Origin of the sequence: Methanobrevibacter woesei, assembly GCF_003111605.1 — an archaeon.
Classification (GTDB): Archaea; Methanobacteriota; Methanobacteria; order Methanobacteriales; family Methanobacteriaceae; genus Methanocatella; species Methanocatella woesei.
Window position 1 is genome coordinate 702,532 of record NZ_MZGU01000004.1, and the last position, 13,661, is coordinate 716,192.

At 28.2% G+C, this 13,661-nt stretch carries 5 protein-coding genes and 1 pseudogene; 2 read left to right on the top strand and 4 right to left on the bottom strand.

The window, feature by feature from the left end:
• Nucleotides 1–37: 37 nt before the first annotated feature.
• On the top strand, nucleotides 38–4,984 hold the full coding sequence (locus MBBWO_RS06210; RefSeq protein ID WP_116670010.1) for a zinc ribbon domain-containing protein: 4,947 nt from the start codon (nucleotides 38–40) through the stop codon (nucleotides 4,982–4,984).
• Between the two features lie 82 nt (nucleotides 4,985–5,066).
• Here MBBWO_RS06210 and MBBWO_RS06215 read toward each other — a convergent pair whose 3' ends face one another.
• From MBBWO_RS06215 to MBBWO_RS06230, 4 genes are all read right to left on the bottom strand, one after another.
• Nucleotides 5,067–5,492 (bottom strand): YkvA family protein, encoded by a 426-nt coding sequence (locus tag MBBWO_RS06215; RefSeq protein ID WP_116670011.1) that lies wholly within the window; start codon nucleotides 5,490–5,492, stop codon nucleotides 5,067–5,069.
• A gap of 50 nt (nucleotides 5,493–5,542) precedes the next feature.
• Nucleotides 5,543–5,821, bottom strand: coding sequence for a transcriptional regulator (locus MBBWO_RS06220; RefSeq protein WP_116670012.1), 279 nt, complete (start codon nucleotides 5,819–5,821; stop codon nucleotides 5,543–5,545).
• Nucleotides 5,822–6,075: 254 nt separating this feature from the next.
• A complete protein-coding gene (locus MBBWO_RS06225; protein WP_116670013.1) occupies nucleotides 6,076–7,059 on the bottom strand; it encodes a beta-ribofuranosylaminobenzene 5'-phosphate synthase in 984 nt (327 codons plus the stop codon).
• A 191-nt stretch (nucleotides 7,060–7,250) separates the two neighbouring features.
• The gene (locus tag MBBWO_RS06230; protein WP_116670014.1) at nucleotides 7,251–8,036 is read right to left on the bottom strand and encodes a sulfide-dependent adenosine diphosphate thiazole synthase; all 786 of its coding nucleotides are present in this window, start codon (nucleotides 8,034–8,036) and stop codon (nucleotides 7,251–7,253) included.
• Between the two features lie 467 nt (nucleotides 8,037–8,503).
• On the opposite strand from MBBWO_RS06230, the pseudogene MBBWO_RS06235 reads away from it, so the two are divergent.
• Nucleotides 8,504–13,661: pseudogene (locus MBBWO_RS06235) on the top strand (Ig-like domain repeat protein); the annotation flags it as partial.

Consider the following 13,661-nt stretch of genomic DNA (forward strand, 5'->3'; position numbering starts at 1 on the left):
TTTTCTTATTTAATAATAGAAATTAATTGGGATTATAATGAGTAATAAAAATACTTTAGATGAATTAAAAACTCTTTTTGGAACAAATTATCACACTCAATCATTTAAAAAAATGCTAGACTCATATAATCTTAGTGATGAGATTGGATTTAAGATTAAGCAAAAAGTCGTTGATGAAATTAATGAAAACAAAGTGGATAACATAAACAATCGTGTTGAACAGCTTGTAAAAGAGTTTTCATTTAGTGCTGAAACAACATATTCTTTTAAATGTCCTAATTGTGGAGTTAAAGTTTATTCAGATGAAATTTATTGTTATAATTGTGGAAACAATCTTAAAAAATCATCAAGTAAGGTTAAGGAGGAATTAAAAAATAAAAAACTGAACCTTACAGAGAAACTGGCAGATGAAGACAATACTTATATTGTAGAAAATCTATTTAAACCAAAGATAAAAGGCATTCTAAAAAAAATAGTATCTGAAAATGATGAAAACAATGCTGGCTCTAGAGAGAATACTGATTCAAAACATATTGTTTCATATATGGACTATATGAATTTTATTAATTCTCATAAAGATTCTTTAATCACTGAAGAAGATGATCCAATAACAGAATTAATAAAAGAAATTCATCCCATTATCTCTATTTTAAAGTTGAAGAATACTTTGATTTTTGAGTTTTATAATGAAATAAAAAAAACATTTGTTCGCAAATATAATTATATTTCCTTTGTCCGTAAGGAGTATAATCCTGATTTGTTTGATTATTGTTTTAATTTGTTAGATGAAAATGATCTAATTGAATATCACGAAACTAAGGATGGATTTTTCCGTTTAAAAGATGAACCTAACTTTATCAATTATGATTATGCATATAAAAAAGATTTAAATTTATTAAAAGATTTAAATGGATTAATATCTTCATATGATAATTTACAAACTATAAAGGCCAATGTTAATAAACTTAAACTTGAAGCAGATTATAAGTTCAATAATAAAAATCTAAAAGAAGAAGATTTTGATTCTGAATCTAAGAATAATAATTATTTATTCACTTTAAATGATGAAAAACAAGCATTAATTGATGGAATTATTAAGAATATTTATCCAGATATTCCTCTTTTAAAATTAAAGAAGACATTGGTTTTTGAGTTTTACAATGAATTAAAAATTACTACAAATGCAGGTTATAATTCAATTTCCCATATCCGTAAGGACTATAATCTTGACCTTTTTGATTATTGTTTTAATCTGTTAGATAAGGAAGATTTAATTGAATATGATGAAACTAAAAAAGGATTTTTTAATTTAAAAGATAATTCCAATTTTATTAATAAGAAAGAGTACATAAATAGTTTACGTTTATTAAATAATTTAAAAGGATTAATGGCATCCTATGATAATTCTGAAAGCATAGCTGCTCAAAATGATAAATCCAACAATAAAGTTGAGAGTAATATAAAATCAGAAAATGATTCAAAATCTGAAAAAAAGAAATATATATTTTTAGATTATGAAAAACAGACATTAATTGATGAATTAATTAAGAACAGTCATTTGAACATTCCTCTTTTAAAATTGAAGAAAAGTTTAGTCTTTGAATTTTATAATGAATTAAAAGATATGGTAGCTAATGATTATAATTCAATCGAGGATATTCGTAAGAATTATAATTCTGATTTGTTTGATTATTGTTTTAATTTGTTAGATGAGGAAAGTTTAATTGAGTATGATGAAACTAATGATGGATTTTTCCGTTTAAATGATAATACAAATTTTATCAAAATTGATTATGCATATAAAACTGATTTACATTTATTATCTTATTTAAAAGATTTAATTTCAACTGATGGTAATTTAGATAGTTTAAAAAGTTTAATTGATAATGATAAGAATGTTAATTTAAAAGATGAAGTTAAAGGAAATGATAATTTGACTAAGAAAAATAAGGAGTTGGAGAATAATTTAGAATCTAAATCAAAAAAAGATAATTATTTGCTTATTTTAGATAAAGAAAAAGAAGATTTAATTGATAATATACTTTTAGATATTCATCCAGATATTCCTATTTTAAATCTAAAGAATACATTGCTTTTTGAGTTTTATAATGAATTAAAAGATATAATAACTGATGAATACACTTCTATTTATGATGTTCGTAAGAATTATAATTCTGATTTGTTTGATTATTGTTTTAATTTATTAAGGAAACGTTTTTTAATTACATTTAATTTAAAAAATCATGATTTGTTTCATCTAAAAGAAAATGCTAATTTTTCAAGACTTATTTATGAGGAGGATTTACATTTATTAAATGATTTAAAAGTAAATTTTAATTTTAAAAAGAAATCTGATGTGGATAGTGCTAATAATAAAAAATCAACAACATCTGATGTTAATACTTCAAATAATAGTGAATTAGGGGATAAAAAAATGGAAGAGAGAAATACATCTAATGAAAGTTCAGTTGAAGAAACAGATTCATCACAATTTAAAAGGTTATCAGATTTGCTTAAAAATGTAACTATTCCTGAAACCAACAAAGAGTTGATGGAATTATTTGTTACATTATTAAATGAAGGTTATAATTCAAATGAAATTGCTAAAGAATTGGATTTACCTAAATTTAGAATATCTAACTGGTTTACTCAAGGAAAACTAGGTAATTCTGAATATGTGCCGTTTTATGAAGCTTATTCAAAATCTAACTCTCGTAGCTGTGAAATCTGTGGAAAGTCAGTTTCAAAATCTGATAAAATATGTAAAGATTGTTCCAAAAGAGCATATGCTGCAAGTATTTTAAATTTACTTTTAAAACACATCCATCCCCTAATACCATTTAAAAAAGAAGATTTTGAAAATATTGGTTATTCTAATTACTTTATCAGTAATTATATTAATTTATTAGATAAAAATAATCTTCTTAATAATATAGATGATATTACTTTTTCTCTTAAAAATTATTCCACATTAAATTCTTTTTTTGATAAATATGGAGGATATGGTAGAGAATTAACTCCTCAGGTAGATGAAAATGGTAAACCTATTCTTTTAAGTAAGAAATGTGATAGCTGTAAAAAGATTTATTCTATTTCTGACTTTTCTAAAAGTGAGGATGAACCATCTGGATATAAAAATATATGTAAATATTGTGAAGGTGTAGTGGTTGATGAATTTTTAGATGATGAAGAATTAATCAATTCCTTTTTAATATTATTAGATGAAGGTAACGACTTTAACGATGCAGTTAATGAATTAAATATTTCTAAAGAAACTATTGAGCTTTGGAACAGCAAAGGTAGGGAAAATTTTGCACCTTATAACAAATTTTATAAAGAATATAAAGATTTTTATGCACCTAAATGTGAAATCTGCGGTAAATCACTTAGGTTAGGTAGTAAAAAGACTATTTGTAAAACCTGCTCAAGAAAAATACATGCTTCTAAAAATTTAATTGAATTAAAAGAATTTGTTAGTCCAGAAATTCCATTTAGAAAGGAAGATTTGGAAAAATTGGGTTTTAATAAAATTAAAATTAAAGACTGTATCTGGTCATTACAAGAAAATGATTTGATTAATGAAAATAAAGGTGAATATTCTCTTAAAAATAAAGAAGTCCTTGATGAATTTATTTCAAAATATGGTATTGAAAATGAAGATAGTAAAGAAGAAACTCTTAAGCCTGAGAAAAAAACTTTAAAATTAAATAAAACATGTAAAATTTGTGGTGAAACATTATCTACCCGTAAATTTTATCATGATGAAAATAGTCCTGATGGTTATGAAGATTTCTGTAAAAAATGTAAAAGATTAGTTAATGCAGCAAGATCATTGAAATGGTTACTTGACCATGTAGATGCAGGAAATTCATATAATGAAAGTGAATTAAAGGAATTATACTCAACAGATTTTGAGTTTCAGTCTAATGTTTGGAGTATGCAGGATTATGATTTAATTAAAGCTGAGGCTAATGGTGAATATATCATAGCTAGTGAAAAGGAATGTAAGAAGTTTTTAGATAAATATTATGTTGAAAAAGAAAATAAAGAGACCTATTCTACTCCAAATAAAAAAATAACTAAAAATGAGGAAGTTAATGAAGAAGTTCCTGTTGATAAAAAAGAACAAATGAAAATAGTTTTAGATGCTTTAAGCAGTGGAAAAACTAAACAGGAAGCAGCTGCTCTTGCAAATATTCCTGTTTATAAGATTACTCATTGGAAAAATGAGGGCAAACAGGGAATGGGCGAAGATAATATCACTTTTTATAGGAAGTTAATTGATATTGAACTTAATAAAGAGTTAACTAAAAAGAATAATGAATCTAATAAGTTAACAACAGATAATAAAGAATCTAAGAAAAAAGATAAAGATTCAGGTGAATCTTATCCAAAAGGAATTTTAGATCCTCTTCCTAAGGAATATGAAGATTCATTTAAATCATCTAAATCAATATCAACTGGTTTTGCTTGGGTAAATAAGATTGGAAAAAATTGGGTTTATCAAAGACAAATCAATGGAAAACCTTTAAAAATTAATAATTCTAATATTTTTGAGTTATACAAAGAAATTAAAGATAAAGATTATGTATGGGGAGTACGTGATATTGAAAAAGCTAAATTATCTTTAAGATTAAATGTATATAACTCAGTTTCAGATGTTAGTAAACCAGATAGCTCATTTAATGAAAATAAATCTGATAATTCTAATGATAGTTCAAATACAAATAAAAAAGATAGTGGCCTTAACAAGCAAAATTTAACAATAACATATCTTAATAATGATTCTGAAAGTAAAAATGTAATTGTTAAGGGAATAATAAAAAATACTGAACTAATTAATGTTTTAAATCATCTGAAAGAATTTGAAAAAGAAATTGACAGATTAATATCTACATCAAAAGGGTTTGATTTAATTGATATTTTCATTGAATTGAATATAAGTAATTCTAAGATAAAACTATTTGAAGATAAAATGAATTAGTTAAAAGTAATCAATTTAATACATATTATACTAAAGCAGTAAATGAAAGTAAACATTAAGAAAAAAGAAGAGATATAATAATTTATTTTATACCTACATAATTTAAAATAGCTTTTATATCTTCTTCTTCCAATACTTCTGAAGATCTCTCGTAGCATTCAGCTATAACTTCTTTAATATCAATATCTGGGGTGTCCCATACACTTTGAATAAATTCATAACCATATTCTTCAGCTACTTTTTTTAATACAAATGCAGACATGTAAATATCATCTATATATCCGTAAGGGCCGTAAATTTGTTCTGGAATAACATCCATTGGAGCCACATAATATGCAATTGCTCCACAAATATCCCTTCTGATTTCTAAATTAATATCTTCTTCCAAAAGATTACATAATAATTTAAATAAATTAGGTCCACAGTCAATAAATGCAGCATATTCACCATTATATGAATCTAAATTATCAAGAAGAGTATCATAAAAATTTTTAAATGTTTCTTCCATATGTAACACCTATAATAATATTTAATATAAAATTATTTAATTTTTTATATTTATTTATTCACACTTGAAAGTAGTTTATTTAATACAACAACACCATCATCAGTTAATTTGTAAAGTCTACCTTTACGAGCTTCTTCATTAATACAAACAACTAATTCTTCATTTTTTAATTCACTTAATACTTTACTAATATGATTGGTTCTAATTTCTGCATCTTCACTAATTTCTTTTGGTGTTTTAATTGAAACACCTATTGCTATCATTGTCTTGAATCTATAACTTGAAGTGTTTACATATGCACATTTTATTAATATTTCATCATCATTCATGATATAATGTTGTATAAATTTAATAATAAAATTTATGATATACTTTTCAATAACTAGTCTTTAAAATAAGTAATATATCTACATATTATGATGCTTTTTTATATTATTCTAAGTTAATTAAAAAATTATTAAAATAGCTATTATTAAATCATAGTTTATTAACATAAAATAAAGAATTTTTATAGCTATTGTCTTTTTAATGCTATAAATTGAATTAAAGTTTAAATTAATTTTTTTTAAAAAAAGAATTAGATTTACTTTTCAAAAGTAAATCCATGATTTTGAGCTTTGGTTACTAAAATACGTGATTCGTCACCAATTATTTCAGTAGTTGCTTCAACAATATCCTTGTTTTCATCGTCAAATACAGTGTAAAGAGTAGGACCAAATGAACTGATTCCCACACCATAAGCTCCTGCTTCTTCCATAGCTTGCATAACAGGTAAAAAAGTAGGATCTAATGAATGTTCTAATTTATTGAATCCAACTTTTTGAAGCTCAGAAATAGCCCATCCAAAGTTTTTAATATCTTTTTCAAGTAAGAATGGTATAAGGTTCATTAAAATTAAATGTGAAACTTTTTCCACTTCATCTCTAGGAATAGGACAATGGGTTTGGAAGATATTAACTTCCTGATCTCCATTAATATACTTTTCAACTTTTGGCTGTGCTAAAAGGATATTCCATTCTTCAGGGAATTCATATCTTGCAATCAATTGAGGAGGTTTAGCAGTTGATGCTGAGGAAGGTAAAAAACCAGGTTTTTCTTCTAAACTATGTCCTCCGTCAACAATAAAACCACCAAGTTCATGTGCAAAGGTACCAATACCTGATGTGCCTCCTCTGCATACAACTGAACTTAATTGTCTTGTATTAACATCAATTCCCATTGTTTCAGTAATTAAATGTGCAGTAGCTACTGCTATTTGAGTTCCAGATCCTAACCCTGAATGAGGATGATAAGCAGATTTAACAGTAAAATGAAAACCAGAATCAATATTAAAATAATCTAAGGCTCTTTGAGCAGCAGCAGGTATTTTAATGGAACATTCATCAATAGCTTCCTGATCTGTTATGCTGTCATCAAATTCAAAGGTTACTCCACTTTCAGTCTCTTCACTTTCTAAAACAAATTGAGGTTCTTGAATTGCAAGGCCAATACCACCATCAATTCTTTTATAAGAACCGTTTAAGTCTATAAGAGACATGTGCAATCTTGAAGGTGTCTTAATAATCATTTTTTTCCATCTCATGTGTTTAAATAACTTAAGTTTCATTAAGTTTTCTAATACTTTATCTATTTAAATAGTAATATAAATAGTTTTTTATATAACATGAGATTTTTTAATAAAAAATAAGTAGAATAGTTCTTTTTTTAATAAAAGAACTATACTTTAACTTTTAAGCTATTTACATAAAGAGAGAAAAATTATTCATTTTCTAATTTTTCTATAATTTTTTGAGCAACATATTCACCGGATAAAAGCATTCCACCAAATATTGGACCCATACGTTGAGAACCGTGCACAGCATTAGCTGCCATTCCAGTAACCCATAAACCGGGATAAACTTCAGTTACATTGTCTAAAATTTTCCCTTCAGCGCGATCTGCCCACATGGATTTTTCACCCATGATTTTACCAGTTTCTGTTTTAAGATTAGCGCCCATTTTCTGCTCAACAATTTTTGTAATTTCTGTAGGGTGTCCAGTTGCATCAATAACAGCTTTAGCTCTTACAGTTAATGGATCTATATGTAAACCAGACATTTCAACTGAACTCCAGTTTAATACAATACCATTGATTCCATTTTCTCTTACCATTAAATCCTCAATAGACATTAAATTAAATATTTTAAGACCTGCTTGGGTAGCTTTTGAACATAAAGTAGATGTACATTCAATTGAATCAACAGTATAATAATTATCTTCAAATTTTTTAGATTTGATGCCAAATTCATCAAGAATACGTTTGCCTTCTTCTTGAACAACAACTTTATTGAACATCATACCTCCACCCCACATTCCACCACCGATACTAAGTTTTCTTTCAAATAAAGCTACTTTATAACCTGCTTTTGCAAGATAATAACCGGCAGTAACACCAGAAGGTCCTCCACCACCAATAGCTACATCCATATCAGTGTAGTCTAAAAAATCATTCATATATTCTTGTATAATAGCTTTTGAAACAGTTATATCATCTAGTTTCTTCATAAATTCACCATTTTATTTTTAATGTTTTATTTTAAATCAAAAAAACATTAATTTTTGCAAATAATGGTATATTGATATACTTATTAAAGTTAACTACACCTTTAAATTTAAGATATAAAATGTTGATTTTTTTTTATATGATTAATATTTTCACTGTTTTTTTACTCTTTTTAATAACAATTTATAATTATTTTATCATCATAACTTTATTTCTTAATTTTAATTGAATATTATTTAATTTAGATTTCATAAAACAAAATAATTATTTAAATTTTCTAATTTTTATTTTATTTAATTCAAAAATTTTATTAAAAAATTAAATAATTTAAGAAGATTTAAATACACATGTAATTAATATAGAGTAACATGTATGATTATTTCAAATTAATTTTTTTATTAATTTTTAAAAGTTATACATAATTTTAAATCATGGGGGTTATTTTATTAAATATACTAAGTCCATTATTTTGTTTATCTTAGTAGTATTATTATCTCTTTCAGCTGTTTCAGCTGCAGATATAGATGCTGCAATAGATAACGAAATAGATGTTTCTGATATCTCTAATTCAGAACCCATTGAGACTAATCCAAATGATGATATATCATTAGAAGCAGATGGAACTTTTACAGATTTATCTTCTCAAATTAACTCTGCTAGTCCTAATGAAACCATTACTTTGGATAAAGATTACTATTGGGATGGATCTGGAAATTATGGAGGTATTGAACTTAAAGAGGCTATAACTATTGATGGACAAGGACACACCATTGATGCTGAAAGTGCTGATGGTGGGTATGTTCGTATTTTTAATATTTATGGAACAGACATTGTCTTAAAAAATATAGTCTTTGCAAATGCAGATAGAAATTACAATCAAGTTGGTGGCGGTGCTATTTATGTATTTGAAGGTGCTACTGTTTCTATAATCAACTGTACCTTTGTTAATAACACTGCTGCTTTTGGTGCTGCTATTAACAGTTACGGTGGAGTAAATGTTACTGACTGTACCTTTGTTAATAACTCTGTAACCTATAATGGTGGAGCTATTGTTGGCAGTGCTCAAACTCCTGGTTTTACAGGTGCATATCTGCATGTAACTAATTCAAAATTTTATAATAACTCTGCAGGTTATGGTGGAGCTATTTTAGGTGGATACGAATCCAATGTTACTATTGCGGATTCAGAGTTTATTAATAACAGTGCCAGATATAATGGTGGAGCACTTGACTTTACAACATATGTTACTCCAGTTTATGTATCAAATTCTATTTTTAAAAATAATAGTGCAAATAATGGTGGAGCAATATATTTAGCAACTGCTAACCCGGTCGTTATTGTTGATAACTGTGTTTTCGAAAACAACAATGCTATTAACAATGGTGGAGTTGTATTTGCTAATGATGACAGCCCATACATTTCAATCTATGATATTACTTTTAATAATTGTGATATAAATGGAAACAGTGCAAAAAATGGTGCTGTTGTCTATGCAGAGGATAATTTAGTTGGAACTAATGTAACTATTGTAAGCTCCAATGTAATTAACAATACTGCAGATTCCTTTGCTATTGGTTATATGGGTGAAGGTTCAAAAATAGCAATAATTAACTCTAATGTATCTGATAATGAAGCTAAAGATAACACTGAAATTAATGGTACATCTGTTATTAATTTCTCTCAATTAGAAGAATTTATTAATCAAATTAATGGCAGTTTAACCCTTAATAGTGATGTTGTAATGACTGAAGAAGAAGCTGAAAAATATGTAGCTGGAATTACTATTGATAAAGATCTTATAATCAATGGTAATGGCTTTAAAATTGATGCTAATAATTTGGGTGCTATATTCAATGTTACAAATAGGGCAACATTAACTTTAAACAATGTTACTTTAACAAATGCTGTTGCTAAAAATGGTGCAGTTATATATGCAACTAGAGGAAATGTAAATATCTACAATTCAGTTATTACAAACAATGAAGCAACTAATTTTAGATATGGAATTATTGCAGCTATTTCAAGCAGTAATATAAATATTGTTAACACTACTTTCTCTGATAATAAAAATCTTATTTATCAAGTTGGTGGAACATTGAATATTGATTCATCTAAATTCACTAACAATGAGGGAGTATCAAGTATATCTGATTTAATATTCCTTGGAGCCACTGACACTACAATTACCAACTCTGAATTCATTGGAAACGATGGAACCATGGTATTTAATAACAATGGTGGATCAGTCATTATTTCAGATTCTATCTTCAAAGACCACACTGGCTCTGAAGCTGTATATAACAATGCAAATGGACATATGGAAATTGTAAATTCTGAATTCATTAACTGTGACGAAGGAGCTGCTTTCAACAACGGTAATGGATATATGCTCATTAATGGTTCTAACTTTGTAAACAACAGTGGAGCTGGAGGATCTGCAGGAGCTATATTCTCTAATTCCAATTCCCAATTAGAAATATATGATTCTAGCTTCATTAACAACAGTGCAATATCTAGTGGTGGAGCAATATTCATCAATGGAGCTTCTGATATATACATTGAAAACAGCGAATTCACAGATAACAGTGCATTATCTTCAGGAGATGCAATTTATGTAAATGGAGCAAATGCTAATTTAACTATCGCTGATTCCATATTTACAAACAATAATGTTGAATCCAGGGGAGATGTAAATTTCATTGTATCTGACTTTACTCATCTTGAAAATGCTATTAATGCTGTTGATGATGAGTTAGTTCTTGATAGTGATGTTACAATGACTGATGCTGAAGCTGATAAATATGCTAACGGTATTACAATCAATAAAGACATTACTATTGATGCTAAAGGACACACAATTGATGCTAGAGAATTAGGAAGAATATTCAACATTGCAAATGGCGCTACACTAACCTTAAACAATGCAGTACTAATTAATGGTAGAGCTAACCTAGGAGGAGGAGCAATCTTCAACAACGGTGCATTAAACATAAACAATGCAGTACTAATTAATGGTAGAGCTGACCTAGGAGGAGCAATCTACAACGACGGTGCATTAAACATAAACAATGTAACCTTAAAAGATAATACTGCATTAAGTTATGGTGGAGCTATTTACAGTCGTGGTGATGTATCTATTTCTGATTCAACTTTAGATGGAAATGATATTGTTAATAGAGGTACTTCTCCAGGTTCTGACCCTGATTTTGGTGGAGCAGCTATCTTTATTTATGGTGATTTAAAAATTACTAATTCTAATGTTGTAAATAATCTTAAAAACTATGATAATGGTGACCTTCTTTCTGCTGTTATTATGACTTATGGTGATGTCACTGTTTCTGGTTCTTACTTTGCTAATAACTCTGGACGTTGGGGAGCTGCAATATCCTCACACTCAACTACTGGAGATATCCTTGTAAATATTGAAAATTCAGTATTTGAAGACAATCAAGGTCTTTATGGTACTGGTATATTGATTTATGGTTCTGAATTTACAATTACCAACACTACATTCATCAATAACACTGCTTGGGGTAAAGGTAATATGACTCCAAATAATAACAATGGTGGAGCTATACAAATTTACGGATCTACTGCAGATGGTGAAGTTGTTGACTCTATTTTCATTGGTAATGATGCACACTATGGTGGAGCTATTGCTATATCTGAAAATAATGGTGTTGTAATTAAAAATTCTACATTTATTAATAACACTGCTACTGTAGGTGGTGCAATCTTTGCAGGTACTAGTCTTGCTGGTTTAAATGAAGTTACTGTAATCGATTCTACTTTCATAAATAACACTGACTCTATTGAAGGTGCTATTGCAACTACTGAAAAAGCAACTGTTTCTGATTCTGAGTTTGTTAATAATGGTATTCTTACTAATGCTGAGTTGACTGTTTCTGGTAACACTTTCACTTCTGATTCTAAAGAGTACTTTATCTTATCTGCAGGTGCAGGTGTTGTTAATGGTATTGTTTTAGATATTGGTGTAAGTAATAATGTTATCTCTGCTGATACTGCTGCAGATATTTTTGTTAACTTAACTGATGGAAATGGTAATGTTGTCTGGGAAGCTGATGGTATTAAAATTACTATTGATGGTAAAGATGTAACTGCTGTATTTAATCCTGACACCAACTTATATGAAGCAAAATATACTACTGATGCTTCTGATATTTTCACTGCTACTGCTGAGTATAATGGAATCTCTGATGATGTGCTTATTGCTTTTTATAAAGCAAATACAGAAATCACAGTTGTAGGAAATAACACTTATGAATATGGTGAAGACTTCGACTTTACTATAACTGTTGATCCTGCTTTGGATGGTACTGTTACTGTTATTGTTCGTGATATGAACTTTGATGTTGAAAAGAACTACACTTTCACTGTTGTTGATGGAGTTGTAGATTATGATTTCTCAGACTTCGATTTCACACCTGGTGTATACACAATTACTGTAGTCTATCCTGGTGACAGTTTACATGAATTTGCAACTGCAATTTTCACTATCAATATAGAAATGCTCTATACTGATGTGACTATTGATGTTACAGGTGATGCAGTATATGGTGATGATGTAACAATCACTGTTAGTACTGATGAGAATGCTGAGGGTGTTGTTGATGTAATTGTTGATGGTGAAACTTATGAGGTTCAATTAGTCAATGGAACAGGAAGTGTTGTTGTATCTGGATTAAATGCAGGTAAATATGACATCTTTGCTATGTATTATGGTGATATGATCTACACTCCAGCTACTGCAGTCTCTACTGTTGTTGTAAATAAAGCAGATTCTTCTGTTGATGTGTCTGTTGAAGACTCTGTTTACGGTGAGGATGTAATTTTAAACATTACCAGCAGTGTTCCTGGTTATGTAGCTATTATTATTGATGGAAGATACACTATTGGTTATATTGATGGTGAAGTATCCCTTGAACTTTCTAATATTGCTGTTGGGGACCATGAAGTTAGTGTAATCTTTATTGGTGATGGAAACTATGAATCCTCACAGGCAAATACTACTTTCACTGTAGATAAAGCAGAATCTGATGTTACTGTTAATATTCCTGTTATTGGTGAGGATTATGTGATTATCTCCACTATCTTTGAAAATGATGCTACTGGAGAAGTTACAGTCACTATTAATGGTGAAAGCGTTACTGCTGAGCTTGTAAATGGTTTACAAGTAATCTATGTACCTGGTCTTGGTGCTGGTGATTATCTTGTTGAAATCACCTACAGTGGTGATGAAAACTACAAAGAATTAACAACAAACACAACATTCACAATTAATGAAACACTTGTCTTATCTGCTGAAGATACTACTTTGTATTATAAGAATGGTACTACTTTTGATGTTGCTGTGACTGATGATGGTAGGGCTGTTGTTGGTGTGGATGTGATTTTCACTGTTAATGGTGCGGAGTATGTTCGTGTTACTGATGGTGAGGGTGTTGCTTCTTTGGATGTTAATTTAGCTCCTGGTATTTACACTATTACTGCGTCTTATGGTGGTTTGTCTGTTACACGTAATGTAACTGTGTTGTCTACAATTGTTTCTGAGGATTTAACTAAGTATTATCGTAATGATTCTCAGTTTGATGTTGTAATTTTAGACA